The sequence below is a fragment of the Nocardia cyriacigeorgica genome, from assembly GCF_005863245.1.
GTDB classification, from domain to species: Bacteria; Actinomycetota; Actinomycetes; order Mycobacteriales; family Mycobacteriaceae; genus Nocardia; species Nocardia cyriacigeorgica_C.
Map to the genome: position 1 here is coordinate 136,739 of NZ_VBUT01000006.1, position 25,383 is coordinate 162,121.

Annotated in this window: 23 protein-coding genes and 2 pseudogenes; 17 read left to right on the forward strand and 8 right to left on the reverse strand. The window is 69.4% G+C overall.

Annotation, left to right across the window (positions count from 1 at the left end; translation table 11 throughout):
- The first annotated feature begins 63 nt into the window (after positions 1 to 63).
- The 5 genes from dop (at position 64) to pafA (ending at position 5,249) form a co-directional block, all read left to right on the forward strand.
- A complete protein-coding gene (gene dop / locus FEK34_RS16625) occupies positions 64 to 1,563 on the forward strand; it encodes a depupylase/deamidase Dop (RefSeq protein WP_138448722.1) in 1,500 nt (499 codons plus the stop codon).
- A 180-nt stretch (positions 1,564 to 1,743) separates the two neighbouring features.
- Entirely contained in the window at positions 1,744 to 1,938 is a 195-nt protein-coding gene (locus FEK34_RS16630) for a ubiquitin-like protein Pup (protein WP_014351559.1), read from the forward strand.
- On the forward strand, positions 1,935 to 2,789 hold the full coding sequence (gene prcB, locus FEK34_RS16635; RefSeq protein WP_138448723.1) for a proteasome subunit beta: 855 nt from the start codon (positions 1,935 to 1,937) through the stop codon (positions 2,787 to 2,789). The genes FEK34_RS16630 and prcB overlap by 4 nt, the downstream gene beginning before the upstream one ends.
- 37 nt (positions 2,790 to 2,826) lie before the next feature.
- Positions 2,827 to 3,612, forward strand: a complete 786-nt coding sequence (gene prcA / locus FEK34_RS16640; protein WP_138448724.1) for a proteasome subunit alpha — start codon at positions 2,827 to 2,829, stop codon at positions 3,610 to 3,612.
- Positions 3,613 to 3,890: 278 nt separating this feature from the next.
- Entirely contained in the window at positions 3,891 to 5,249 is a 1,359-nt protein-coding gene (gene pafA, locus FEK34_RS16645; protein ID WP_181062422.1) for a Pup--protein ligase, read from the forward strand.
- An 18-nt stretch (positions 5,250 to 5,267) separates the two neighbouring features.
- Here the strand turns inward: pafA and FEK34_RS16650 are convergent, their stop codons facing one another.
- Entirely contained in the window at positions 5,268 to 5,564 is a 297-nt protein-coding gene (locus FEK34_RS16650) for an MTH1187 family thiamine-binding protein (protein ID WP_138448725.1), read from the reverse strand.
- Positions 5,565 to 5,666: 102 nt separating this feature from the next.
- Between FEK34_RS16650 and FEK34_RS16655 the strand changes: the two genes are divergently transcribed.
- The 7 genes from FEK34_RS16655 to FEK34_RS16685 all read left to right on the forward strand — a co-directional run bounded on the left by FEK34_RS16655 (position 5,667) and on the right by FEK34_RS16685 (position 13,777).
- The gene (locus tag FEK34_RS16655) at positions 5,667 to 6,662 is read left to right on the forward strand and encodes a helix-turn-helix transcriptional regulator (protein ID WP_138448726.1); all 996 of its coding nucleotides are present in this window, start codon (positions 5,667 to 5,669) and stop codon (positions 6,660 to 6,662) included.
- A gap of 99 nt (positions 6,663 to 6,761) precedes the next feature.
- A complete protein-coding gene (locus FEK34_RS16660) occupies positions 6,762 to 7,736 on the forward strand; it encodes a helix-turn-helix transcriptional regulator (RefSeq protein WP_138448727.1) in 975 nt (324 codons plus the stop codon).
- The gene (locus FEK34_RS16665) at positions 7,733 to 8,761 is read left to right on the forward strand and encodes a 2-dehydropantoate 2-reductase (RefSeq protein WP_249359298.1); all 1,029 of its coding nucleotides are present in this window, start codon (positions 7,733 to 7,735) and stop codon (positions 8,759 to 8,761) included. Before FEK34_RS16660 ends, FEK34_RS16665 begins: the two co-directional genes overlap by 4 nt.
- A 106-nt stretch (positions 8,762 to 8,867) precedes the next feature.
- Positions 8,868 to 9,134, forward strand: a complete 267-nt coding sequence (gene tatA, locus FEK34_RS16670) for a Sec-independent protein translocase subunit TatA (protein ID WP_138448728.1) — start codon at positions 8,868 to 8,870, stop codon at positions 9,132 to 9,134.
- Between the two features lie 123 nt (positions 9,135 to 9,257).
- Entirely contained in the window at positions 9,258 to 10,229 is a 972-nt protein-coding gene (tatC, locus tag FEK34_RS16675; protein ID WP_138448729.1) for a twin-arginine translocase subunit TatC, read from the forward strand.
- 3 nt (positions 10,230 to 10,232) lie between these two features.
- A complete protein-coding gene (locus FEK34_RS16680) occupies positions 10,233 to 12,932 on the forward strand; it encodes a DEAD/DEAH box helicase (protein WP_138448730.1) in 2,700 nt (899 codons plus the stop codon).
- A gap of 77 nt (positions 12,933 to 13,009) precedes the next feature.
- A complete protein-coding gene (locus FEK34_RS16685; RefSeq protein ID WP_138448731.1) occupies positions 13,010 to 13,777 on the forward strand; it encodes a DUF4333 domain-containing protein in 768 nt (255 codons plus the stop codon).
- Positions 13,778 to 14,076: 299 nt separating this feature from the next.
- Here FEK34_RS16685 and FEK34_RS31380 read toward each other — a convergent pair.
- Positions 14,077 to 14,799 (reverse strand): annotated as a pseudogene (locus FEK34_RS31380) (histidine phosphatase family protein); the annotation flags it as partial.
- Positions 14,800 to 14,819: 20 nt separating this feature from the next.
- A complete protein-coding gene (locus tag FEK34_RS16695) occupies positions 14,820 to 15,791 on the reverse strand; it encodes a 5'-3' exonuclease (protein WP_138448733.1) in 972 nt (323 codons plus the stop codon).
- A 301-nt stretch (positions 15,792 to 16,092) separates the two neighbouring features.
- On the opposite strand from FEK34_RS16695, the gene FEK34_RS16700 reads away from it, so the two are divergent.
- Complete coding sequence (locus tag FEK34_RS16700; RefSeq protein WP_138448734.1) at positions 16,093 to 17,220, forward strand: M24 family metallopeptidase; 1,128 nt, start codon at positions 16,093 to 16,095, stop codon at positions 17,218 to 17,220.
- A gap of 367 nt (positions 17,221 to 17,587) precedes the next feature.
- On the opposite strand, the gene FEK34_RS16705 is transcribed toward FEK34_RS16700, so the two are convergent.
- Positions 17,588 to 17,995: a PPOX class F420-dependent oxidoreductase gene (locus FEK34_RS16705; RefSeq protein WP_138448735.1), complete on the reverse strand. Its 408-nt coding sequence runs from the start codon at positions 17,993 to 17,995 to the stop codon at positions 17,588 to 17,590.
- Positions 17,996 to 18,343: 348 nt separating this feature from the next.
- Here FEK34_RS16705 and FEK34_RS16710 point away from each other — a divergent pair, with 348 nt between their 5' ends.
- The 4 genes from FEK34_RS16710 to FEK34_RS16725 all read left to right on the forward strand — a co-directional run bounded on the left by FEK34_RS16710 (position 18,344) and on the right by FEK34_RS16725 (position 22,085).
- A complete protein-coding gene (locus tag FEK34_RS16710; protein ID WP_138448736.1) occupies positions 18,344 to 19,108 on the forward strand; it encodes an SDR family NAD(P)-dependent oxidoreductase in 765 nt (254 codons plus the stop codon).
- 247 nt (positions 19,109 to 19,355) lie between these two features.
- A complete protein-coding gene (gene cbiE / locus FEK34_RS16715) occupies positions 19,356 to 20,606 on the forward strand; it encodes a precorrin-6y C5,15-methyltransferase (decarboxylating) subunit CbiE (protein ID WP_138448737.1) in 1,251 nt (416 codons plus the stop codon).
- Positions 20,607 to 20,715: 109 nt separating this feature from the next.
- Positions 20,716 to 21,339 (forward strand): DUF456 domain-containing protein, encoded by a 624-nt coding sequence (locus FEK34_RS16720; RefSeq protein WP_138448738.1) that lies wholly within the window; start codon positions 20,716 to 20,718, stop codon positions 21,337 to 21,339.
- A gap of 2 nt (positions 21,340 to 21,341) precedes the next feature.
- Positions 21,342 to 22,085 (forward strand): cobalt-precorrin-6A reductase, encoded by a 744-nt coding sequence (locus FEK34_RS16725; RefSeq protein WP_249359355.1) that lies wholly within the window; start codon positions 21,342 to 21,344, stop codon positions 22,083 to 22,085.
- A gap of 22 nt (positions 22,086 to 22,107) precedes the next feature.
- On the opposite strand, the pseudogene FEK34_RS30840 reads toward FEK34_RS16725, so the two are convergent.
- The 4 genes and pseudogenes from FEK34_RS30840 to FEK34_RS16745 form a co-directional block, all read right to left on the reverse strand.
- Positions 22,108 to 22,212, reverse strand: a pseudogene (locus FEK34_RS30840) (dihydrofolate reductase family protein); the annotation flags it as partial.
- 77 nt (positions 22,213 to 22,289) lie between these two features.
- Positions 22,290 to 22,898, reverse strand: a complete 609-nt coding sequence (locus FEK34_RS16735) for a PadR family transcriptional regulator (RefSeq protein ID WP_249359300.1) — start codon at positions 22,896 to 22,898, stop codon at positions 22,290 to 22,292.
- An 81-nt stretch (positions 22,899 to 22,979) separates the two neighbouring features.
- Positions 22,980 to 24,671 carry a precorrin-2 C(20)-methyltransferase gene (locus FEK34_RS16740; RefSeq protein ID WP_138448739.1) on the reverse strand — a complete coding sequence of 564 codons (1,692 nt, stop codon included), beginning with the start codon at positions 24,669 to 24,671 and terminating at the stop codon, positions 22,980 to 22,982.
- A complete protein-coding gene (locus FEK34_RS16745) occupies positions 24,668 to 25,303 on the reverse strand; it encodes a precorrin-8X methylmutase (protein WP_138448740.1) in 636 nt (211 codons plus the stop codon). Before FEK34_RS16745 ends, FEK34_RS16740 begins: the two co-directional genes overlap by 4 nt.
- Positions 25,304 to 25,383: the final 80 nt, after the last annotated feature.

Consider the following 25,383-nt stretch of genomic DNA (forward strand, 5'->3'; position numbering starts at 1 on the left):
TCCGGAAGTACCACGACCGGTATGACATCCGGACAGTCGGTCGCGTCGCCTACGCTCGTGCACATGCAGCGCATCATCGGAATCGAGGTCGAATACGGCATCTCGACCCCCACGGAGCCGACGGCCAACCCGATCCTCACCTCCACCCAGGCGGTGCTGGCCTACGCCGCCGCCGAAGGCGTGCCGCGGGCCAAACGCACCCGGTGGGACTACGAGGTGGAGTCCCCGCTGCGCGACGCGCGTGGCTTCGACCTGAGCCGGATGAACGGGCCCGCCCCGGTGATCGACGCCGACGAGGTCGGCGCGGCGAACATGATCCTCACCAACGGCGCACGCCTCTACGTCGACCACGCCCACCCCGAATACTCCGCGCCCGAGGTCACCGACCCGCTGGACGCGGTGATCTGGGACAAGGCGGGCGAGCGGGTCATGGAGGCCGCCGCGCGGCATGCCTCCAGCGTGCCCGGCGCACCGCGACTGCAGCTGTACAAGAACAACGTCGACGGCAAGGGCGCCTCCTACGGCACCCACGAGAACTACCTGATGAACCGGGACACCCCGTTCAACTCGATCATCGTCGGGCTCACCCCGTTCTTCGTGTCCCGGCAGGTGATCTGCGGTTCCGGTCGCGTCGGCATCGGGCAGTCCGGCGATCACGCCGGTTTCCAGCTGTCCCAGCGCTCGGACTACATCGAGGTCGAGGTCGGCCTGGAGACCACGCTCAAGCGCGGCATCATCAACACCCGGGACGAACCGCACGCCGACGCCGACAAATACCGCAGGCTGCACGTCATCATCGGCGACGCCAACCTCGCCGAGATGTCGACCTACCTCAAGGTCGGCACCACCGCGCTGGTCCTCGACCTGATCGAGTCCGGCGAAGACCTCTCGGACATGCAGCTGGCTCGCCCGGTCACCGCCGTGCACACCATCAGCCACGACCCCACCTTGCGCGCCACCGTCGCCCTCGCCGACGGCCGCGAACTCACCGGCCTGGCGTTGCAGCGGCTCTACCACGAGCGGGTGGCCAAGTTCGTGCACCGCGAAGGCAACGACGACCCGCGCGTCCTCGACATCCTCGACAACTGGGCGATGGTGCTCGACCTGCTCGAACGCGACCCGATGGAATGCGCCACCCTGCTCGACTGGCCGGCCAAACTGCGCCTGCTCGAGGGCATGCGCAGCCGTGAGGGCCTCAACTGGGGTGCACCGAAACTGCACCTGATGGACCTGCAGTACTCCGATGTCCGGCTGGACAAGGGCCTGTACAACCGGCTGGTGGCGCGCGGGTCGATGAAGCGTCTGGTCAGCGAACAGCAGGTGCTCGACGCGATGACCAACCCGCCCACCGACACCCGCGCCTACTTCCGCGGTGAATGCCTGCGCCGCTTCGGCGCCGATATCGCGGCCGCGAGCTGGGATTCGGTGATCTTCGACCTCGGCGGGGACTCGTTGGTGCGCATCCCGACGCTGGAACCGCGCCGCGGCACCAAGGCCCACGTCGGCAAGCTGCTCGACGGCGTCGACACCGCCGCCGAACTGGTCGAACAGCTCACCACATAAGGCTGTGACCGGCCCGCCGCACCCCGTCGGCAGGCCGGTGACAGGTCACGACACTCACCGAATCCGCCATCGTGTCGGTGCGGCTGGGTAGTGTTGAAGAACGAGCACGCACATTGCGCACGACCGGGCCGGTGCTCACCCAGGGTCCGGGCGTGGTGAAACAACAGGAGGTCGGCTGCCATGGCACAAGAGCAGACCAAACGCGCCGGGGGCGGCGACGAGGACGAGGGCCCGGAGGGCGTCGACGCCGCCGGTCAGGAACGGCGCGAGAAGCTGGCGGAGGACACCGACGACCTGCTCGACGAGATCGATGATGTGCTCGAGGAGAACGCCGAGGACTTCGTCCGCGCCTACGTGCAGAAAGGCGGCCAGTGACCTCAGGCGACCCGCTGCGTCTCCACCCGGGGCACGCCCTCTCGTCCTTCTCCGAACATCTGCGCATGTACGCACCCGATCTGTTGCCCGGCAACGGGTTCGGTGCAGTGAACGCCGCCGCCGGTAGCCCCGGCGGCGGTGCGCGCGATATCGCCCCGCACGGCACCACCATCGTCGCGGTCAGCTACCGCGGCGGTGTGCTCATCGCGGGCGATCGGCGCGCCACCCAGGGCAACCTGCTGGCCAGCCGCGATATGGAGAAGGTCTACATCACCGACACCTACTCGGCGGCCGGCATCGCGGGTACCGCGGGCATGGCCGTGGAGATGGTGCGGTTGTTCGCGGTGGAACTCGAGCACTACGAGAAGATCGAAGGCGTCCCGCTGACCTTCGACGGCAAGGCCAACAAGCTGTCGAAGATGGTGCGCGACAACCTGCCCGCGGCCCTGCAGGGTCTGGCGGTGGTCCCGGTGCTGGTCGGCTACGACCTGGAGGCCACCGATCCCGACAAGGTCGGCCGGATCATCTCCTACGACGTCGTCGGTGGGCAGAGCGAGGAGCGATTCGGTTACGCCGCAGTCGGTTCCGGCTCCAACTTCGCCAAGTCGTCGCTGAAGAAGCTGTACGCCAAGGGGATCGACGAGGACCGGGCCCTGCGCATCGCGGTGGAATCGCTGTTCGACGCCGCCGACGACGATACCGCCACCGGCGGGCCCGATCTGCTGCGCGGCATCTACCCGACCGCCATCGTCATCAACGACGACGGTGCGGTCGAGGTGACCGAGGACCGGCTCGCCGAGATCGCCCGCGGCATCGTCGCCGACCGAGAGGCAGCGCAGGAGGCCCGATGAGCGACCTCCCGCACGACACAGCAAGGAGTGCCAGCGAATGACGCTGCCGTACTACGCGTCGGCCGAGCAGATCATGCGCGACAAGACCGAGCTCGCGCGCAAGGGCATCGCCCGGGGTCGCAGTGTCGTCGTGCTCGTCTACGACAAGGGCGTGGTGTTCGTCGCCGAGAACCCCTCGGCGACGCTGCACAAGGTGAGCGAACTCTACGACCGGATCGGCTTCGCCGCGGTCGGCAAGTACAACGAGTTCGAGAACCTGCGCCGCGGCGGGATCCTGCAGGCCGATCTGCGCGGCTACCAATACGGTCGCCGCGACGTCACCGGCCGGGCCCTGGCCAACGCCTACGCCCAGGCCCTCGGGTCCATCTTCACCGACCAGCTCAAGCCCTACGAGGTGGAGATCTGCGTCGCCGAGGTGGCCTACCAGGAGCAGGACAACAACGCGGTGCTGTACCGGATCACCTTCGACGGCTCGATCGTGGACGAGCGCGAATATGTGGTCATGGGCGGCACCACCGAGCCCATCGTCACCGCGTTGAAGGCCTCCTATGAGCCGGGGCTGGATTTGGCGAGCGCGATCGGCGTCGCGGTCAAGGCGTTGCAGGCCGGGACACCCGAGGGCGACAAGGACAAGCGTGTCCTCGGCGTCTCCTCCCTCGAGGTTGCCACGCTCGAGCAGGCGCGACCCCGCCGGGCGTTCCGGCGGATCGGGCCCGCGGTGTTGGAGCGGCTGCTCGACACGTCGGCCGCCGGTGCGGGCACCGAAGCCGAAGCCGAGGCCCAAGCGGAGGCCGCGGGCGAGGGCGATACCGGAGAGAAGTAGCAGCAGCTGATTCGGGTCGTATGCGGCGCACACGCCGCCGCATACGACCCGAAGTCGGCTCAGGGCCGGGTCTCGCGCACGCCGGACGAACACGTCGCGTGCCGACGTCTGGGCGCGGGTGGGGTAGCTGTGTGGCTGCTGCGCGGCCCCGTACCAAAAATCTGGCGTTCACGAGCGCTTATGGACGAACGATTACCGTCCGAATCGTTGCCAACCCGTATACATATGGGTTCTCCGATCCCCGCGCGGGGACTGTTCCTAGCTGTAATGTCGATAGTGTGCAGCGACGAATCATGGGGATCGAGACCGAATTCGGTGTGACGTGCACCTTCCACGGACATCGCAGGCTCAGCCCCGACGAGGTGGCCCGGTATCTGTTTCGCCGGGTGGTGTCCTGGGGTCGCAGTTCCAACGTATTCCTCCGCAACGGCGCCCGGTTGTACCTCGACGTCGGCTCGCATCCGGAATACGCCACCGCCGAATGCGACAACCTGGCCCAGCTGGTCACCCATGACCGGGCCGGTGAGCGGGTGCTCGAGGAACTGCTCATCGATGCCGAACAGCGACTCGCCGAAGAAGGTATCGGCGGGGATATCTACCTGTTCAAGAACAACACCGACTCGGCGGGCAACTCCTACGGCTGCCATGAGAACTTCCTCGTGGTCCGCGCGGGCGAGTTCTCCCGGATCTCCGATGTGCTGCTGCCGTTCCTGGTGACCAGGCAGCTGATCTGCGGTGCGGGCAAGGTGTTGCAGACACCTAAAGCGGCCACCTTCTGCCTGTCGCAGCGCGCCGAGCACATCTGGGAGGGCGTCTCCTCGGCGACCACCCGCTCCCGCCCGATCATCAACACCCGCGACGAACCGCACGCCGACGCCGAGAAATACCGCCGGCTGCACGTCATCGTGGGTGACTCGAACATGTCCGAGACCACCACCATGCTCAAGGTCGGCACGGCGTCGCTGGTGCTGGAGATGATCGAGGCGGGCGTGTCGTTCCGCGACTTCGCGCTCGACAACCCGATCCGCGCCATCCGCGAGGTCAGCCACGACCTCACCGGCCGTCGTCCGGTGCGACTGGCGGGCGGACGTCAGGCCAGTGCGCTCGAGATCCAGCGCGAGTACTACGCGCGCGCCGTCGAGCATCTGCGCAACCGCGACCGCGATCCGCAGGTCGATCAGGTGGTCGATCTGTGGGGCCGCACCCTCGACGCGGTGGAAGCGCAGGACTTCGCGAAGGTCGACACCGAGATCGACTGGGTGATCAAGCGCAAGCTGTTCCAGCGCTACCAGGACCGCTACAACATGGAGCTGTCCGACCCGAAGATCGCCCAGCTGGACCTGGCCTACCACGACATCAAACGCGGCCGCGGCGTCTTCGACCTGCTGCAACGCAAGGGGCTGGCCAAGCGGGTCACCGAGGACGAAGCCGTCGACGCGGCCGTGGAAACCCCGCCGCAGACCACCAGGGCCAAGCTGCGCGGCGACTTCATCACCGCCGCCCAGGAGGCCGGGCGCGATTTCACCGTCGACTGGGTGCACCTGAAGCTCAACGATCAGGCCCAGCGCACGGTGCTGTGCAAGGACCCGTTCCGCTCGGTCGACGAACGCGTCGACCGGCTCATCGCCTCGATGTAGTGCGCTCGCCGGCGGCGCTCAGTCGCCGGCGAGATGCCGTTCGACGGTCTCGACCTTCGAGGTCATCGCATCGGTGACGCCGGGCCGGATATCGGCCTTCAACACCAGGCTGCATCGCGGCGCGACGTCGAGAATGACGTCGGTGGCCTGCTTGACCACCGCCATCACCTCGTCCCATTCGCCTTCGATGGTGGTGAACATGGCGTCGGTGCGGTTGGGCAACCCGCTCGCGCGCACCACGCGCACGGCTTCGGCGACGGCCCGGCCCACATCCACGCCATCGCCGAGCGGGGTGACAGAGAACGCGACGATCATGGCTGACTCCTCGGGAGAGTTCTTCGGCTGAGCCCACCCTGCCAAACCGGTTACCCGTGCGCCGCCGCAACACCACAGCGCCGGGCGCATTACCCTGTTCGAGTGGCGATATCCAAGGTCGAGCGGTTGATGAATCTGGTCATCGCCTTGCTGTCGACCCGGCAGTTCCTCACCGCCGAGCGGATCCGGGACAGCGTCGCCGGATACGAGGATTCGGTCAGCGACGAAGCCTTCAGCCGGATGTTCGAACGCGACAAGAACGAACTCCGCGATCTGGGCATCCCGCTGGAAGTGGGGCCGGTCAGCCGGTTCTCCTCGGTGGAGGGCTACCGGATCAATCGCGACGCCTACGAACTGCCCGATATCGACCTGACCAGCGCCGAAGCAGCGGCCGTCGCCGTCGCGGTGCAGATGTGGGAATCACCCGAGCTCGCCGCCGCGGCTGAAGGGGCCCTGCTCAAGCTGCGCGCTGCGGGCATCCACGTGGAGACGGAGGCGGGCTTGGCGTCGGTGCCCGCGGTACCGGCGCGCACCCGCGGATCCGAACCCGTGCTCGGCAAACTCCTGGCCGCCATCGACGCGGGCCAAGCCGTGCGGTTCGAGCACCGCGGCGCCGTCAACGCGCCGTACCTGATGCGCGATGTGGAGCCGTGGGGTGTGGTGACCCATCACGGCCGCTGGTATCTGGTCGGCCACGACCGGGAACGCAATGCCACCCGCACCTTCCGGCTCTCGCGCATCGGCGACGAGGTCACCGCATACGGGCCACGCAATGCGGTCCGCAAACCCGACGACGTCGACCTGCGCGAGATCGTCACCCGGGTGACCGGCAGCTACCCGGTCAGCGGCTCGGCCACCGTGTGGGTGGCCGAGGGACGCGGCCGTGAACTGCGCAGGATCGGCGTCGAAGGCGGCACCCGCACCATCGGCGGCCGCACCGGCACCGTCATCGAGGTTCCGGTCCGCTCGCGCGACTGGATCGCGCGGCTGATCACCGGGCTCGGCCCCGACGCCGTCGTACTCGCCCCCGCCGACCTGCGCGACGACGTCGTGGCCCGGTTGCGGTCGGTCTTCGACCACACGGAGGTCACGGCATGAGCGGTCAACGCCCGGAGGAGGCAGCTTGCGTCACCACGCAGGGCGTCCGCTCATGCCCATTGGAGGCAGCATGAGCGGTCAACGCCAGGAGGAGGCAGCATGAGCAGCCGGTTGTCGGTGCGGCTGTCGCGGCTGCTGAACATGGTGCCGTACCTGATGGCGCATCCGGGGATCAGTGCGGCGGAGGCCGCCGCCGATCTCGGTGTCACCACCAAACAACTGATGAGCGATCTGAATCAGCTGTGGATGTGCGGGCTGCCCGGTTACGGTCCCGGTGATCTGATCGACCTGTCGTTCTCCGAGGAGAGCATCGACGTCACCTTCTCCGCGGGCATCGACCGTCCGCTGCGCCTGACCTCGACCGAGGCCACCGCACTGCTGGTGGCGCTGCGCTCGATCGTGGATACGCCGGGCATGGTCGATCCGAGTGCCGCCCATTCCGCGATCGCGAAGATCGAGGCCGCCATTTCCGGCGCCGCGCCCGAGACCCCGGGCGGGCCGCAGCCGGTGGAGGCGCCGGCGGTGGCCACCGTACGGGCGGCGCTGGCGGCTCGGCACGCGCTGCGGCTGGTGTACTACTCGGCCAGCCGCGATGTGGTCTCCGAACGCATCGTCGACCCGGTGCGGATCGTGCTGGTCGACAACAACAGCTACTTGCAGGCCTGGTGCCGTCAGGCCGAAGGGGTGCGGCTGTTCCGGTTCGACCGGATCGAGGACGCCACCGAGCTCGACGAACCGGCGCGTCCGCCCAGCGCCGCCGCCGACACCGATGCCGCCCTCGACCTGTTCCAGGACGATCCGGCGCTGCCGCTGGCCCGGCTGCGGATCCGCGGCGACTACGGCTGGGTCATGGACCAGTACCCGATCCAGCGACTGGCCGTGCACCCGGACGGCAGCATCGAGGCCACCATGCGGTTCGCGACCCTGGACTGGATGGCGCGGCTGCTGCTCGGATTCGGGTCCGGTGTCACCGTGCTGGGTCCTCCGGAACTGGTCGCCGCCGTTCGGGAACGGTCGAACGCGGCGCTGGCCGCCTATGACGAAGTCGCCGAGGAACAGGCGGGTCCGGCTTGACGAATCGGGTCATGGTGCTCGGCGCCGGCAGCATCGGAACCTTCGTCGGCGGGAAGCTGGCAGCCGCGGGCGCCGAGGTGACCTTCGTCGGCAGACGCCCGATCCTGGACCAGATCACCAGCGCGGGCCTGCGGCTGACCGATCTCGACGGCGGCTCGGAGACCGTGCCCGCCGACCGCTTCGCCGTCGCGACCGAACCCGACGCCGCCGAATCCGCCGACCTGGTGCTCATCACCGTGAAATCCGGCGCCACCGCGAGCGCCGCGCACAGCCTCTCCGGCAGGCTGCGGCCGGGCACCGTGGTGCTCAGTTTGCAGAACGGCATCGGCAACGACGGCACCATCCGCACGGTGCTGCCCGGCAGCGTCGTGCTGGCCGGCATGGTGATGTTCAACGTGGTCCAGCACGGTGGCGGCCATTTCCATCGCGGCACCGACGGCGTCATCGCCGTGCACGACGATCCGGCGCTGGACCGCTTCGCCGACAATTTCCGCCGGGCGGGCCTGCCGCTGGACCGGCACGCCGACCTGCTGCCGGTGCAGTGGGCCAAACTGCTGCTCAATCTGAACAACCCGGTCAACGCGTTGTCCGGGCTGCCGCTGCGCGACGAACTGGCCCAGCGCGATTACCGGCGCTGCCTCGCCCTGGCCCAGCGTGAGGCGCTCGCGGTGATGAACAGTGCGCGAATTCGGCCCGCCCGGCTGACCGCGCTGCCGCCCGCGCTGATGGCCAGGCTGCTCACGGTGCCGGATCCGGTCTTCCAGCGGGTTGCCGGACGAGTGCTGGCCGTCGATCCGATGGCACGCTCGTCGATGGCCGACGACCTCGCCGCCGGTCGCCGCACCGAAATCTCCTGGTTGTGCGGTGAAATCGTGAGCCTGGGTGCGCTGGTGGGCCGGCCGACGCCGGTGAATCAGCGGCTCATCGAACTCGTGCTGGCCGCCGAGCAGGGTGACCAGCGTCGCTGGAGCGGCCCGGAACTGCTCGGCCAATTGCGCGAAGCCGCCGATCAGGGCGTCGGATGAGGGCCGTGGCAGCAGGTTGAACGCCCGGCCAACTCCGACCCTCGGGCAGGTTCGGCCACGCCGGGGTCCGGTAGCATCGGGGTATCACAGTCTTTGGAGGTAGAACATGGGCAGTCTGAGCATCTGGCACTGGCTGATCATCGCGGTCGTCTTCGTGATGTTCTTCGGCGCGAAGCGGATGCCCGACGCGGCCCGCAGCCTCGGACGATCGCTGCGGATCTTCAAGAGCGAGGTCAGCCAGATGCAGAACGAGGGCGGCACCACCCCCGCCTCGTCCACTGCGCCCGCGGCTCCCGCTCAGCAGCTGCCGTCCGGCCAGGCCGCGAACCCGGCGCCCGCCGACCAGCCGCGCACCGAGTCGAAAACGCTCTGACCCACGCGTCCGCCGGAGCGAGTTCGAACTCGCTCCGGCTATTGTGCTGTTGGCGTCCGGCCATCGCTCGGCGTCGGCGGTGAGCGGTCCAGGCACGCGAGCACAAGGGCAACCACACACACCATGCGAATTCCGTTCGACCCCCGGCGCAGCAGGCGCAGGACCAATCCCGACGGCACCATGTCGTTGGTCGAACACCTCCAGGAACTGCGTACCCGGCTGCTGATCTCGATCGCCGCGGTCCTGGTCACCACGGTCACCGGGTTCCTCTGGTACGCCCATTCCTTCCTCGGCATCGAAAGCCTCGGCGAGATCCTGCGCGGGCCCTACTGTGATCTGCCGCCGGAGGCGCGGGCGTCGTTGACCCAGGACGACGAATGCCGCCTGCTGGCCACCGGACCGTTCGAGCAGTTCATGCTCCGGCTGAAGGTGGGCATGACCGCGGGCATCGTGCTGGCCTGCCCGGTCTGGCTGTATCAGCTGTGGGCGTTCATCACCCCCGGCCTGTACGCAAAAGAACGCAAGTACGCGATCGGCTTCGTGGCCTCCGGTTCGGTGCTGTTCGCCACCGGTGCGGTCCTGGCCTACGTGGTGATCGCGCACGCGTTGAGCTTCCTGCTCTCCATCGGTGACAACGTCCAGATCACCGCGCTCAGCGGTTCGGAGTACTTCAGCTTCATCATTCAGCTGCTGGTGATCTTCGGCGTCAGCTTCGAAACACCACTGCTGATCATCGGGCTCAACCTGATCGGCGTGCTCACCTACGCCCGGCTCAAGGCCTGGCGGCGCGGCATCATCTTCGGGCTGTTCGTCTTCGCCGCCATCGTCACCCCGCAGGACCCGTTCTCGATGCTGGCGCTGGCACTCGCGCTGACGGTGCTGTTCGAGGTCGCGGTGCAGTTCGCGCGGATCAACGACGCGCGCCGCGCCCGCCGCGAAAGCGCCGAGGGCTGGGGCGAGCTCGACGACGAGCAGGCCTCGACCTTGTCCGGTCCCGAACCGGTCGGCCCCGCCGATCCCATCACCCCCGCCGAGCCGGTGGCCGGCCCCGAGAAAACCAGCCGTCCCGTGTCGGACTACTCCGATACGCTCTGACGGGTGACACAGAACCGGTCGCTGACCGGCGAGCTGGACAGCTTCGCCGCCGATCTGACCTTCCGGCTGGACCCCTTCCAGCAGCAGGCCTGCAGTGCCCTCGAAGAGGGGCACAGCGTGCTCGTGTGCGCACCCACCGGCGCGGGCAAAACCGTCGTCGGCGAGTTCGCGGTCCACCTGGCGCTGGCCACCGGCGGCAAATGCTTCTACACCACGCCCATCAAGGCGCTGTCGAACCAGAAGTACGCCGACCTCACCGCCCGCTACGGGCGAGCCAAGGTGGGGCTGTTGACCGGCGACCAGTCGATCAACTCCAATGCGCCCATCGTGGTCATGACCACCGAAGTGCTGCGCAACATGCTCTACGCGTCCTCCGACGCGCTGCACGCGCTGTCGTATGTGGTGATGGACGAGGTGCACTACCTGGCCGACCGCTTCCGCGGCGCGGTGTGGGAAGAGGTCATCCTGCATCTGTCGCCGGAAGTCCGGCTGGTGAGCCTGTCGGCCACGGTGTCGAACGCCGAAGAGTTCGGCGCCTGGATGGAGACCGTGCGCGGCGATACCGCCGTGGTGGTGGACGAGACGCGCCCGGTGCCGCTGTGGCAGCACGTCATGGTCGGGCGGCGCATGTTCGACCTGTTCGACAGCAACTCCTCCGAGCAGAAGGTGCTCGTCGACGAAGACCTGGTCCGCTACATCCGGCATCGGGAAAGCGCGGACCGGATGAACTCCTGGGGCGGGCCGCGCGGTCGCGGCGGCGGTCGCCGCGACTTCCGCCCGCTCCCGCGTCCCGAGGTGCTGGCCAAGCTGGACGAGGAAGGGCTGCTGCCCGCCATCACGTTCATCTTCAGCCGCGCCGGATGTGACGGCGCGCTGGCCCAGTGCCTGCGCTCGGGGCTGGATCTGGGCCGCGGGCAGGACCAGGAGCAGGTCGACGCCATCATCGAGAAGCACACCGGTGAGCTGCCCAAGGCCGATCTCGAGGTGCTCGGCTACTGGGAGTGGCGTGAGGCGCTGCACCGCGGGCTGGCCGCACACCACGCCGGCATGCTCCCGGCCTTCCGGCACACCGTGGAAGAGCTGTTCGTCAACGGGCTGGTGCGGGCGGTCTTCGCCACCGAGACCCTCGCGCTCGGCATCAACATGCCCGCCCGCACCGTGGTGCTGGAGCGGCTGGTCAAGTTCAATGGCGAATCGCACGCCGAACTCACCCCCGGTGAATACACCCAGCTCACCGGCCGTGCCGGGCGACGCGGCATCGACGTCGAGGGCCATGCGGTGGTGCTGTGGCAGCCGGAGGTGGACACCAGTGCGGTGGCCGGCCTGGCCTCCACCCGCACCTATCCGCTGCGCAGCTCGTTCCGTCCCGGATACAACATGTCGATCAACCTGATCGACCGGATGGGCGCCGCCGAGGCGCGGGCCCTGCTGGAGCGCTCGTTCGCACAGTTTCAGGCCGACCGCTCGGTGGTCGGGCTGGTGCGCGGGATCGAGCGCAACGAGAATCAGTTGCGCAAGCTCGCCGGGCAACTGGGCGGGGTCGAAGGCGACTTCTTCGAGTACTTCTCGCTGCGGGAGCGGATCAAGCAGCGCGAACGTCAGCTGGAGCAGCAGGGGCGGGCCGATCGGCGCGGTGCTTCGGTCGCGGCACTCACCTCGCTGCGGCGCGGCGACGTCGTCGCGATTCCGTCCGGGCGCCGCGCGGGGCTCGCGGTGATCCTCGAACCCGATGCCACGCCGGGCGATCCGCGTCCGCTCGTGCTCACCGAGGACAAGTGGGCCGGGCGGATCTCGGTCGCCGACTTCCCGGTGCCGGCCCAGGCGCTCGGGCATATGCGCCTGCCGCGGCGGGTCGATCACCGCACCGCCCGCACCCGCCGCGATCTCGCCTCGGCCTTGCGTAGCACCGGCATCGCCGCACCCGGTCGGCAGCGGCGCAGCCAGAAGGCCCGCGCCGCCGAGGACCGCGAACTGGCCACGCTGCGGCGCAGCCTGCGCGCCCACCCCGCGCACCACCGGCCCGACCGCGAGCAGCTCAGCCGCATCGGCGAACGGTATGCCCGGTTGTCGCGGGAAACCGACACCATGCGCCAGAAGGTTGCCGCCACGACGAATTCGCTGGCCCGCACCTTCGACCGCATCCTCGGTCTGCTGGAGGAACGCGGGTTCGTGCACGAGGGTGAGGTCACCCAGGACGGGCGCAGGCTCGCCCGGATCTACGCCGAAAGCGACCTGCTCGTCGCCGAATGCCTGCGCCAAGGACTCTGGCGTGGGCTCGGGCCCGCCGAACTGGCGGCTGTGGTGTCCATCCTGGTCTACGAATCGCGTCAGGAGGGCGGCTATCTCGGCGCGTCGGGTCCCACCGAACCGGTGCGGCGGGCGGTCGGAGCCACCGTTGGCGTGTGGTCGCAGCTGCGCACCGACGAGGCCAGGCACAAGCTCGCACCCACCCGGGAACCCGACCTGGGATTCGTCACCGGCATCCACACCTGGGCTCGCGGGGACGGGTTGGCCGAGTCGTTGCTCGCCAGCGGCGACCAGGGCGCGCCGCTGTCGGCGGGCGATTTCGTGCGCTGGTGCCGTCAGGTGATCGACCTGCTCGACCAGATCCACAACACCGCCGACGACGTGGAGGTCGCGGCCACCGCGGCCAAGGCGGTGCGGGCGATTCGGCGGGGTGTCGTCGCGGTGGACGCCGCGTGAGAAAAGCGTTTGTGATTTGATTTCTTTCGCACGCGGGGGGCTACCGTGTGTGTACCGATGCGAGTGGAGGCAACCAGATGAGCGGCCCGTACGGACCGAACGACGCCCCTGGTCCCGGGGAGGGACGCAACGATCCCACCCAGCACTGGGGTGGACAGCAGGCGCCCGGCGGGGCCGGGCCGACCCAGCAGTGGGGTGGCCAGCAGCCGGCCGCGGCGCAGCCCACCCAGCAGTGGGGCGGTGGTGAGCAGGGCTCGCAGCAGCAGTGGGGACAGCAGCCCGGCCAGCCCCAGCAGCCCGGCCAGCCGCAGTGGGGACAGCCCCAGCAGCCGCAGCAGCCCAGCCAGCCGCAGAGCCAGCCGTGGGCGCAGCCGCAACCCCAGCAGCAGTGGGGACAGCAGCCGCAGCAGCCCGGTCAGCCGCAGTGGGGTCAGCCCCAGCAGCCGCAGCAGGATTGGGGCCAGCAGGGCCAGCAGCAGTGGAACCCGAACCAGCCGCAGCAGCCGCTCCAGCAGAGCGGTGGCAGCGGCGGCGGTAAGAGCAAGGGCCTGATCATCGGCCTCGCGGTGCTCGGCGTCGCGATCGTCGGCGGCATCGTCGCGCTCATCCTGCTGCTCACCGCCAAGGACGAACTCGACCAGGCGGCCGTGCAGTCCGGTGTGCAGAAGGTGCTCTCGGAGTCCTACGGCATCGAAGACGTCAGCGATGTCTCCTGCCCCGCAGGCCAGGAAGTCAAGGTAGACGCCACCTTCACCTGCGACCTCAAGGTCAGCGGCGAGGCCAAGAAGGTCAGCGTCAAGATCACCAAGGACGACGGCACCTACGAGGTCGGCCGCCCGAGCTGATCCATGTCGGGGCGCGCGCTGAGCGTGTGCGCGGCCCGGCCACGGTTCGGACGGCTGCCGTTCCCGCCCGCCTCAGAGCCCGGGGCCCGCGACGAACGCCGCACCGCCCAGACCGAACTCCAACCGGTGAATCGCCGGCATCGGCACGGCCCGCACGAACGGCCACCCGATGCCGGCGATTCCGTATCCGGGGAGTGCGGTCCTTTCCCACCGAGAACGAGCCGTGGTTCCCCGGCGACGAAGAGGTGCAGCGCCGCAATCGCGCCTGGATTGCCTGGAATGCGGAACGCGATGAATGTCCGGTGGCTGACACCGACTGGTCCGCGGGCTTCCTCCGCCCACCGGCTCAGCGTCGGCACCGCCCGCTCCGACAGCTGCCGCAGGCTTTCGCCACCCGGCCGAGCCGTCTCCGGCCGTGCCCAACTCCGGGCGTACCAGCGCGCGTAGTCCGGCGTCGGCGGGATGCCCGAATCCCATTCCCGCAGCGCTCGATCCGTGCACATAGCCATGCCCGCAGCCTGTGCGGTGGGCGTAACGGTCTGTACCGCACGCAGATACGGGCTCGACACCACTTCAGTCGGACCGAAGGCGAGCAGCACGGGTATCAGCTGCCGGGCCGAGTCTCGGCCGGTGGCGGTCAGTCCGCGGCGGTGGTCGTTCGGTCCGTTGGCACGGGGTGTCCCTGCATCGGCGTGCCGGACGAGCAGCACTGTCGGTTGCGTACTTTCCAATTGCGCCGTTCGCGTGGGATCTGCTGTGGCCGAATGACTTCGAGTGCGTCGGAGCAGCGCTCGAATCGCGCCGGGGTTGATGATCCATTCGGCGTGGGCCATCCCCGGCATGGTTGAAATCCGGCGGCGGCGCCGGCACACGGCCGCCGGCCGCCGCGAGGCCCGGAAATCAGCACGGCAGCGCCCGTCATCCGCGGTGCGCAGCCGGCGTCCCGCGACACCGTAGATCGGTCCATCGGCAGCGCGGGCGTACGTGGACATCCGCTGTCGGGCACCGGCTGCCACCCGCATGGCTGGTGGCAGTCTGCTGCTCAGCCGCGGGGTGCGGCCATGGCGGTGATTAGGCGGGTGATGGGGCTGTCGGCGTTGTAGGTGACGGCCAGTTCGCGCAGGCGGTCGGGGTCGGCGGGGGCCGTGGGGAGGATGTCGGGGCGGGAGAGGGTGACGTCGGCGTCGCGGACCACCCGGACCACGGGGGCGGCGGCGGTCAGATAGGTCTCGGCGGCACGGAGTTTGGTGCGCACGCTCTGGGAGAGGTCGGCGGCCGGATCGTCGACGGCGGCGCGCAACGCCTCCAGGGAGCCGAAGCGGGTGATGAGGGTGGACGCCGATTTCTCGCCGATACCGGGAACACCGGGCAGGCCGTCGGAGGCGTCGCCGCGCAGCGTGGCCATATCGGCGTAGGCGGGTCCCGCATTCTCCAGTGGCACACCATATTTCGCGGAGACCTCGGCCGGGCCGAACAGCTCGGCCTTCGCCAGGCCACGTCCGACGTAGAGCACCCGCACCGGCGGCGCGGGCGTATCGCGCACCAGTTGCAGCAGATCGCGGTCGCCGCTCACCACGATCACCTCATCGGTCCGCTCGCGGGTCGCGAGCGTGCCGAGCACATCGTCGGCTTCCAGTCCTTCGGCGCCGCCGGTCGCGATCCCGGCCGCCGCCAGCACCTCGAGGATCATCGGCACCTGCGGGGTGAGTCGGTCGGGCACCTCCTCGGCGCCGGGCGCGGCCGCGGCGGAGGTGTCGAGCCGGTGAGTCTTGTACGTGGGTACCAGATCGACGCGGAACTGCGGCCGCCACTCCAGATCCAGGCACACCACGAGCCGGCTGGGGGAGTGGCGGGTGATCAGGGCTGCGACCATATCGGTGAATCCGCGCAGCGCGTTCACCGAGCGCCCGTCGGGGGCGGTGATCTTCTCCGGGATCGCGTGGAAGGCGCGGAACCAGAGGCTGGCACCGTCGAGCAGCAGCAGGGGACCGGTTGCGGGAGCGGCTGACGTCACGGGGCGAGGTTACCCGGCGGGACCGACAGGGCCGGACGGAAACACTCGCACCGGGTATCGGGGACCGGGCGCAGCACGCGGGGAGCTGTCGAGTGGGCGATGAGCGTCCGCTGTCCGAGCCCGGCGTGGTCGGCGGCCGAGTATGCAGTGCCGAGATCGTCTCGAGGACCGATCCGGCTGTAACTGGACGAACGTACCGAGCTTTGAAGCCCAGCCGTCGAGCCTGCTCCGCGACTTCCCAGCAACACCGAACGCTCGGAGTCGATCCGAGCGGCCCGTCCGACGGGTAACGTCGGGCGGTATGAGCTCGCACACGGATTCACGATTCGCGGCGGACGTCTACGCCGACCGGCTCGAGCGCGCGGTACAGCAGATGCGCGAGGCTCACCTCGACGCCCTGCTCATCACTCCGGGCCCGGATCTGCGCTATCTGATCGGTTCGGCCGCCGACTCGTTCGAGCGGCTGACCTGCCTGGTGATCCCCGCCGACAAGGGCACGCCGTCGGTGGTGATTCCGAAGCTGGAACTGGCCTCCCTGGAGGGTTCGGCCGCCTCGGACCTCGGTTTACAGGTCCACGATTGGGTCGATGGTGTCGATCCGTATCAGATCGTGAAGTCGGCATTGCATGTCGGCTCGCGGGTCGCGGTGACCGACTCCATGCCGGCTCTGCATCTGATTCCGCTGGCCGAATCCTTCAGCGGCCTGCCCGCCTCGGCCACGCCCGTGCTGCGTGAACTGCGCATGATCAAGGACGCCGCCGAGATCGAAGCGCTTCGGGAAGCGGGCGCCGCCATCGACCGCGTGCACGCCAGGATGGGCGAATGGTTGCTGCCCGGGCGCACCGAAGCCGAGGTGGCGGCCGATATCGAGCAGGCGATCATCGCCGAGGGCCATACCGCAGCCGAGTTCATCATTGTCGGCAGCGGCCCGAACGGCGCGATTCCGCATCACACGAAATCGGAACGGCGGTTGCAGCAGGGTGACGTCGTCGTCATCGATATCGGCGGCCCCGTCGCGACCGGATACAACTCCGACTGCACCCGCACCTACGTGCTCGGTGAGCCCAGCGCCGAGGTGGCCACCCGCTACGCCGAACTGGAAGAGGCCCAGGCGGCGGCGGTCGCCGCGGTGCGGCCCGGGGTGACCGCCGAATCGGTGGACGCCGCCGCCCGCGAACCGCTGCGGGCCGCCGGTCTCGGCGAGGCGTTCCTGCACCGCACCGGGCACGGGATCGGCCTGTCGGTGCACGAAGAGCCCTACATCGTCGAGGGCAATACGCTCGAACTGCGGCCCGGCATGGCGTTCAGCGTCGAACCTGGTATCTACTTCCGGGGCGAGTGGGGTGCGCGGATCGAGGACATCGTGGTGGTCACCGAGGACGGCGCCGAATCGATGAACCAGCGTCCGCACGGGCTGACCGTGCTCTGAGATCGCATGCCGGTCACCGTCAGGGGCGTGTGAGTTCGTGTGCGTTCGGCGAGCCCGGTGCGGACGGCTCCGGGCGATAACGTGCGGTACGTGCCCGGCGGACAGTGGCAGCGACCTGTGAGTCACCCGACGTGCCGATCGCCGCTGTTCGCCCGAGGGCGGCGGCGTCGACGCAGGCGCGCCGATGTCACATGCCGCCCGGTTTCACCAGCCAGGCTCTGGAGGCCGTCCGGCGGTACTCCGCACCGTCGCGCGATTCCACCGTCGCGCCGCAGGCTGTCGACACCCTGGCTCGCCGACCACCGGCGCTGATCCGATACCCCGGCTGACCGGCCGTCGGCGCTCATCCGCTGCGCACTGTGCTCGCTCACTCGCCGCGCAGAGTGCTGCTGGACAACACTCGCTGCACCTGAATGGCGATGACCACCCGCGTGGAGTTCTCCCGCGGCACCCGGTAGCGCCCCGCATACCGCTGCACCGCCTCGCCGACGCTGACCGGATCGTCGAGCACCGTCGCCGGGCCTTCCAGCGTCAGCCAGCGGATTCCGTCGACCTGACTGACCGCTGCGTACCCGGACCGGCGGACATTGCGCACCTTCACCGACCCGTCGTTGGTGATGACGCGCGCGATCCCGGCCTCGGCGTCCCAGGTGAACCCGACGGCCACCACATGCGGTGTGCCGTCGGCGCGCAGCGTGGTGAGAGTGGCCAGATGTCGTTCGGTCACGAACTCGACAGCGGCAGGGGAGAGTTGGACAGCAGCACCGATCGCCATGGTTAGACGGTAGCGTGGCCGGCTCGGGCTACGGCTGGTCGGGCGAGGATCTCGACGCCTCCGGTGGTCGCGGTGCGGCCTCCGTCGGGATCAGCCAGTGATGGGAGCCGGGCTGTTCGCTACGCGCGTCGTGATGTCGCAACCGCTCACGGTGGATCCGGCCGACCCGACTACCGGAGGCAAGCAGGTACCCGCGCGGACCGAACGCGTGTCACCAGGCCGGTCTGCTTCCTTGTCGAATCGTCATCGAGCGTGGGTGTGGCGACTGGCGTCCTACCGGCGAGCGACATCAGTGTTCGACCGGTTCACGGTTGCAAGTCGTGTCGCACCGGATGACAGGATGGGCGCATGGGATGGCGTAGTGCGCGAGAACTCGATGCGGGGACGGTGCTGGTGCTCGGCGGGCGCAGCGAAATCGGGCTCGAAGTGGCGCGGCGGGTGGCGCCGGGCCGGACGGTGGTGCTCGCCGCGCGCCGCAGCGATGAGCTGGCCGAACAGGTCGCGGCCGTCGAGGCGGCGGGTGCGGCGGCCGTGCACTGCGTCGAATTCGACGCCGACGACACCGCAAGTCATCCCGCACTGCTGGAGAAGATCGCCGCCGAACACGGGCCGCTCGGGGTCGTGGTGGTGGCTTTCGGCATCCTGGGTGATCAAGCCCGCGCCGAACGCGATCCGGCGCACGCGCTCGCGGTGGTGCACACCGATTTCACCGCGCAGGTCAGCGTGCTGACGGTGCTGGCGAACATGCTGCGCGCCCAGGGCAGCGGCCAGCTGGTGGTCTTCAGCTCCATCGCCGGGGTGCGGGTGCGGCGCGCGAACTACGTCTACGGTTCGGCCAAGGCCGGGCTCGATGGATTCGCCAGCGGGCTCGGTGACGCCCTGCATGGCACCGGTGTGCACCTGATGCTGGTGCGGTCCGGATTCGTCATCGGACGGATGACCGAGGGGATGGAACCCGCACCGTTCTCGAGCACACCGGGACAGGTCGCCGACGCCGTCGTCGCAGGTCTGCACCGGCGATCGGAGCGGGTGGTGGTGCCCGGCATCCTTCGGCTCGTTTTCGTGGCCTTCCGGATGATGCCGCAGTCGATCTGGCGCCGGATGCCGCGATGAACGTCGACCCGATCCGCGACCCTGCCCGCAGCGGGCCGCAAGCGCGAACCGGCCGAAACGGCCAGTGCCGGGCCGGCCGAGACCGGGCGGATCGGCGCTCGCCGACGCTCCCCGTGGGCCGCGACACCCGAGACTTTTGCGAGCCTGGCGATGCCGGGTCACGTGTCGTCGCGGGTCGTGCTCTCGTTCCGAGTCCCGGCGCGCCGGCGGTTCCGGTGCCATGGGTGCGGGTTCGGCCGTGGCTCGGATGACCGGGGGCGCGGACGTCGTGCGATGGTCGGGTGTCCCGATCGCCGTGGTCGGGATCGGTGCGGACGGCTGGCGCGGGCTGGGGGAGACCGCGCGTGATGCGATCACCGGCTGCGATGTGCTGATGGGTTCGGCGCGGCAGCTCGCGCTCGTCCCCGACGATGTGAGCGCCGAGCGGATCAGCTGGCCGTCGCCTCTGCTGCCCGCACTCGCCGGCCTGCTGCGCGCGCACGCTGACTCCCGGATCTGTGTGCTGGCCAGCGGCGATCCGATGTTCTACGGCATCGGCGTCACGCTCGCGAAGCTGTTCGGCCCCGAGGCGCTGCGGGTGATTCCGCAACCGTCGTCGGCGTCGCTGGCCTGCGCCCGCCTGGGCTGGCCACTCGCCGAGGTCCCCGTCGTCTCGATGGTCGGACGCGCACCGGCGAACCTGCTGCCCGAACTCACCGGCGGGCGCCGCATCCTCGTGCTCAGCGCCGACGCCGACACGCCCGCGCTTATCGCGGACCTGCTGAGCCGCAACGGTTTCGGCTCTTCGACGCTCACCGTCCTGGAACAGCTCGGCGGCCCCGGCGAGCGCATCGTCAGCGCGACCGCCTCGACCTGGGATGATCCGCGCACCGACCCGCTCAATATCGTGGCGATCGACGTCGTCGCGGAGGCCGGCCGCCCCCGCGCGACCCGGCTGCCCGGCCTGCCCGACGTCCTCTTCGGCGGTGACACCCAGCTCACCAAATCCGAGGTCCGCGCGCTCACCTTGACCGCCCTCGCCCCCGCCCCCGGCGAACTGCTCTGGGACGTCGGCGGCGGCTCCGGCAGCATCGCCATCGAATGGTGCCGCACCCATCCCAGCTGCCGGGCGGTGAGCTTCGAACGGCTCGAGCAGCGCAGACAGCGGATCGCGGACAACGCCGTCGCGCTCGGTGCTCCCGGGATCGAAGTGCGCGGGGAGGTCTGCGCCGAACTCGCGAGCGCCGATCTGCCCGCACCCGACGCGATCTTCCTCGGCGGCGGCCTCACCCAGGACGGCGTCTTCGAGACATGCTGGTCACATCTGGGCCAGGGTGGGCGGCTGGTGGCCAATGCGGTGACCGCCGAAACCGAGGCCATGCTGGTGGGCCTGGCCGCCGCGCACGGCGGTGAGCTGCGCAAATTCCAGGTCTACCGGGCCGAGCCGCTCGGTGGGTTCACCGCGTGGCGGCCACAGCTGCCGGTGGCGCAATGGTCGGTGGTGAAGGGCTCGGCCTGAACGGCGATCCGTCCGTGCCCATGGGTGAAACAGGGCTGTTCCACGCGGTAGGGTCTGGTCCGAGTTCCGATCGTGATCGGAAACCGAAATTTCCTGACCGGGGAGTTACATGAAGTACAAGAAGTTCGCCGCCACCGCGTTGCTCGCGGTCGCCGCCACCGGAGTCAGCGCAGGAACCTCCTACGCCGCTCCGTCGCCCACCCCGCCCGCCGCCCAGGACCAGAGCACCGCGGTGCCGTCGGTCACCGGCGAAGACCAGGGCGTGAACTACACCCTCGAGCTCGCCGAAGCCGGCAAGTCGCTGGTCACCACCGTGACCGGTGGCAAGTTCAGCCTCGACACCGACGACAAGACGGTGACGTTGAAGAACTCCGACGGCGCCGTCGTCACCACGATCCCGCTGACCGCCACCGCCAAGGGGCAGCCGGTCGAGATCGCCGCGACGGTCGACGCCGACGGCAGCAAGCTCACCCTGACCCCGCAGGTCACCCCGACCGCGGCCGCCCCGAGCCAGGCCGAGTTCGTCTCGGCGCAGGGCTGGTTCATGGCCGAATTGCAGCGGGCCTCGCTCGGTGCGCTGGTCGGCGGTCTGATCGGTGCGGCCGTCGGCATCCTGTTCTTCGGTGTCGGCATCCTGCCCGGCGCGGTGCTCGGCGCCATCATCGGCCTCGCGGTCGCGGGTGGTCCGGAGCTGCTGAACGCGGGCCTGGCCTACTTCAGCGGCCAGCCCTGAACATCCTGATATTGGGCGGAACCCGGCAGGCCCGGGAACTGGCCCGCATCGCTTCCGGCGAGCGCGGATTCGACATCGTCTCCTCGCTCGCCGGACGTGTTCGTGAACCTGTCCTGCCCGCCGGTGAGGTGCGGGTGGGCGGGTTCGGTGGGCCGGAGGGTTTGCGGGAGTTCCTGCGCACGCGGCGGATCGAGGCTGTCGTCGACGCGACCCATCCGTTCGCCGACACCATCACCGGTAATGCGGCCATCGCTTGCCGCGCCGCCGATACACCGTTGCTGCGGCTGAGTCGCCCCGGCTGGTCGGCGAAACCGGGCGACCACTGGATCCGCGTGCCCGATCTGGCCGCCGCGGCCGCGCGCGTCACCGAGTTGGGGGAGCGGGTGTTTCTCACGATCGGGCGCCAGGGGGTCGGCGCGTTCGCCGGGCATACCGAACAGTGGTTCCTCATCCGCGCGATCGATCCGCCGGAATCGGCCCTGCCGCCCCATCATGAAATCCTGCTGGCCCGTGGGCCTTTCACCGTCGAGTCCGAAGCCGGGCTCTTGACCGAGCATCGCATCGACGTGCTCGTCACCAAGGACAGCGGTGGCGCCGACACCGCCGCGAAACTGATGGCGGCACGCGAGGCACGGCTTCCGGTGCTGATGGTCGACCGACCCGCGACACCACCGGGCATCGAGGTCGTGGCCGAGGTCGCGCAAGCGCTCGACTGGTTGCGCCGCCGCGCGGACGAGCACGGCTGACCACACCTCCGGCGAGTCGCGCTCACCGTCGGCAGAAGAAGTGGTGCACCACCCCGCTGGGACTCGGGATTCGCTCTAGGTGAAAACGATCGGTCAGTTCGTCCGGGCTCGACCAGAGCCGTTCTCCCTGTCACGCATCGCGGACGCGTTGGGCGACCACCTTCTCGATCAACGATGCTGCGCCACTGTTGCCGGACCACGTGGCTACTTGTTCGGCCGGGACCTGGCGGCTCCATCGCCGGATGCCCTGGTCGGCGCGGACGATGCCGTGCCCACTTCCGCCGGGGTGCGACCGAGGAGGGTGGGGAGGCGGTCGAACCACTCGAGGACGGCGCGTTCATAGGCGATGCCGAATTCGAGCGTGGCGCGTTGATGCGGACGCATTCCGGCGCACTCTTCGCGGAGATAGCCGTCGAGGCGGCGCTGATGGACCTCGCGGCCGGCGGCGATGATGTCGTCGAGGTGGGCGGGGTCGAGGTGCTCGCCGAACGACATCGTCAGCAACAGCGGTACCCGGATGGTTTCGGCGCCGGGATCGCGGGCGATCCACTCCCGGAAGGCGGCGCGCCCGGCCTCGGTGATCTGATAGGGCGTGCGTTCGCGAGCGCCGGTCTGCCCCTTCTCGACCAGGCCTGCGGCGTCCATGGCGGTGAGTTCGCGGTAGACCTGGCTCTGGGTGATGGTCCAGAAGTCGCCGATCCGCTCCTGGGCTAGATTCACCAGGTCCCAGCCGGACATGGGGCCTTCGTGCAGGAAGCCGAGTAATGAGGCGGCCGTCGAGTTCAACGGTCGTGCACGCGCGCGCTCGGCCACCTCGGACTCCTTTCGGCTCGACACTCCATAGTGGAATGTTGACGAGTCTACCCGGTGCGGGAGCCTCGGGTGGGAAGCGACTCAGGCCTGGTAGCGCCGGGAGGTGTAGACGCGGGGCCCGTCCTCGGTGTCGACCACGGACGTGGTGGAGGCGCCGATGATGAGCAGGGTCCGCATATCGACCTCGGCAGGGTCGAGGTCGCCCAGCGACACCACGCGCACCGATTCGGTGGGCCCGCCGACATCGCGGCCGATCACCACCGGCGTCAGCGGCGTGCGATGCTCGAGCAGCAGCTCCTTCATGGCTGCCACCTGCCAGGTGCGCTGGCTCGACGCCGGGTTGTAGATGGCGATGGCCATATCGGCGGCAGCGGCGGCGGACAGCCTGCGTGCGACCACCTCCCACGGCTTGAGCCGATCCGACAGCGAGATCATCGCGTAATCGTGGCCCAGTGGTGCGCCGACCCGGCTGGCGACGGCATTGGCGGCGGTCACTCCGGGCAGCACCCGGACGGGGACGCCCTTCCATTGCGGATCGGCGGACTCTTCCAGCACCGCGGCCGCCATCGCGAACACGCCGGGATCGCCGGAGGAGACGACCGCGACCCTGGCGCCGTTCTTGGCCAGATCCAAAGCCATTGCGGCGCGCTCGGATTCGACCCGATTGTCGCTGGCGTGCCTGCGCTGGCCGGGGCGGGGCGGGACCCGGTTGATGTAGGTGGTGTAGCCGACGAGGTCGGTGGCCTCGGCGAGGGCGCGTTCGACTTCGGGCGTGGTCCAGACGGTCGCGCCGGGGCCGAGACCGACCACGACCACTTCGCCTGAATCGGCGGGCCGGTCCGCCAGTGCGATCGGATCGAGGGGAGCGTCTTCGGCATCCGGCGCGTCCTCGGCGGGCACGGCTGCGGTGGAGACACCCGAGCGGGCGGCGAGCTTTCCGTTGCCTGATGCGGACCGGACCGCGGAATCGGCCGCGCCGACATCGACATGGGCCGAATGCCGCGCGTCCGCGGAGTTTTCCGACGGGGTGGTCAGGCGCAGCGGCGTGGTCGGCTCCGGCCCCGGAACGATGGTGATCGCGAAGTAGGGCACCTCGTCCTCGGCCACCTCGGCGGCGCGCAGCACCCGCTGGCGGCCGGTGCTGGCCCGCTCCACGTAATAGGCATCGCCCAGCTTGCCCGCATCCGAGAGTGCCTGCCGCACCGCTGGATAGGTGCGGCCGAGCTTCATGACGGCGGCGGCGTCGGCGTCGCGCAGGCGTTCGGTGAGTTCGTCGACGGCCATCGTGCCGGGTAGCACGGTCAGCACCTGCTCGCCCTCGACCAGCGGGGTGCCCAGCGCCGCGGACGCCGCGCTCACCGAGGTGATGCCGGGGATGATCTCGGCCTCGAACCGGTCGGCGAGGCGGCGGTGCATATGCATGTAGGAGCTGTAGAACAGCGGGTCACCCGCCGCGAGCAGGGCGACGGTCCGTCCGGCGGCGAGGTGGCCGGCCAGTCGCTCGGCAGCTTGCTCGTAGAACTCGTCGATGGCTCCCTGATAACCGCCGGGATGATCGGTGGTCTCGGTCGTCACCGGATAGACGAGGTGTTCTTCGAGCTGGCCCGGCCGCATATACGGTTCGGCGATGCCGCGCGAGATGCTGCGACCGTGCCGTGCGCTGTGGAAAGCGATCACGTCGGCCGCGCCGATGATCCGCGCCGCCTTCACCGTCACCAGTTCCGGATCGCCCGGGCCGAGTCCGATACCCCAGAGTTTGCCGGGTGCGGTCATTCCTGTTCGCTCGCAATCGCATTCAGTGCGGAGGCGGTGATGGCGCTGCCTCCGCGCCGGCCGCGCACGGTCAGGTAGTCGACTCCGCCCGCCTCGATCAACGCGTCCTTGGATTCGACGGCGCCGACGAACCCGACCGGGATGCCCAGGACAGCCGCCGGTCGCGGCGCACCGGCGTCGAGCATGTCCAGCAGATGGAACAGCGCCGTCGGGGCATTGCCGATGGCGACGACCGCGCCGTCGAGCCGGTCGCGCCACAGCTCCAGCGCCGCCGCCGACCGGGTGGTGCCGAGCCGTTGCGCCAACTCCGGAACCCGGGGATCGCCGAGCAGGCAGACCACCTCGTTATCGGCGGGCAGCCGCTTGCGGGTCACCCCCGAGGCCACCATGTTCGCGTCACACAGAATCGGCGCCCCCGCCCGCAACGCCGCCCGCGCCGCGGCCACCACGCCCGGAGTGAACGCGATGTCCCCCGCCAGATCCACCTGCCCGCATCCGTGGATCATCCGCACCACGACCTGCGCCACATCCGGCGGAAACCCGCTCAGATCCGCTTCGGCTCGGATCGTGGCGAAGGACCGCCGATAGATCTCGGCCGCGTCGGTGAGATAACTGGCACGCACGTCGGACATGCCGCTCAGCCTATGACCCGGGCGCGTGCTCCTATCGCCGTGGGTCGTCCATCTCTGCTCGCGCTCGGCGCACGCCCCCG

Excerpts from the sequence above, each read along its gene's own strand:
- dop (WP_138448722.1), top strand. The coding sequence starts at position 64 with ATGCAGCGCATCATCGGAATCGAGGTCGAATACGGCATCTCGACCCCC.
- FEK34_RS16630 (WP_014351559.1), top strand. The coding sequence starts at position 1,744 with ATGGCACAAGAGCAGACCAAACGCGCCGGGGGCGGCGACGAGGACGAG.
- prcA (WP_138448724.1), top strand. The coding sequence starts at position 2,827 with ATGACGCTGCCGTACTACGCGTCGGCCGAGCAGATCATGCGCGACAAG.
- FEK34_RS16650 (WP_138448725.1), bottom strand. The coding sequence starts at position 5,564 with ATGATCGTCGCGTTCTCTGTCACCCCGCTCGGCGATGGCGTGGATGTG.
- FEK34_RS16660 (WP_138448727.1), top strand. The coding sequence starts at position 6,762 with ATGAGCAGCCGGTTGTCGGTGCGGCTGTCGCGGCTGCTGAACATGGTG.
- tatA (WP_138448728.1), top strand. The coding sequence starts at position 8,868 with ATGGGCAGTCTGAGCATCTGGCACTGGCTGATCATCGCGGTCGTCTTC.
- tatC (WP_138448729.1), top strand. The coding sequence starts at position 9,258 with ATGCGAATTCCGTTCGACCCCCGGCGCAGCAGGCGCAGGACCAATCCC.
- FEK34_RS16685 (WP_138448731.1), top strand. The coding sequence starts at position 13,010 with ATGAGCGGCCCGTACGGACCGAACGACGCCCCTGGTCCCGGGGAGGGA.
- FEK34_RS16700 (WP_138448734.1), top strand. The coding sequence starts at position 16,093 with ATGAGCTCGCACACGGATTCACGATTCGCGGCGGACGTCTACGCCGAC.
- FEK34_RS16705 (WP_138448735.1), bottom strand. The coding sequence starts at position 17,995 with ATGGCGATCGGTGCTGCTGTCCAACTCTCCCCTGCCGCTGTCGAGTTC.
- FEK34_RS16710 (WP_138448736.1), top strand. The coding sequence starts at position 18,344 with ATGGGATGGCGTAGTGCGCGAGAACTCGATGCGGGGACGGTGCTGGTG.
- cbiE (WP_138448737.1), top strand. The coding sequence starts at position 19,356 with ATGACCGGGGGCGCGGACGTCGTGCGATGGTCGGGTGTCCCGATCGCC.
- FEK34_RS16720 (WP_138448738.1), top strand. The coding sequence starts at position 20,716 with ATGAAGTACAAGAAGTTCGCCGCCACCGCGTTGCTCGCGGTCGCCGCC.
- FEK34_RS16740 (WP_138448739.1), bottom strand. The coding sequence starts at position 24,671 with ATGACCGCACCCGGCAAACTCTGGGGTATCGGACTCGGCCCGGGCGAT.
- FEK34_RS16745 (WP_138448740.1), bottom strand. The coding sequence starts at position 25,303 with ATGTCCGACGTGCGTGCCAGTTATCTCACCGACGCGGCCGAGATCTAT.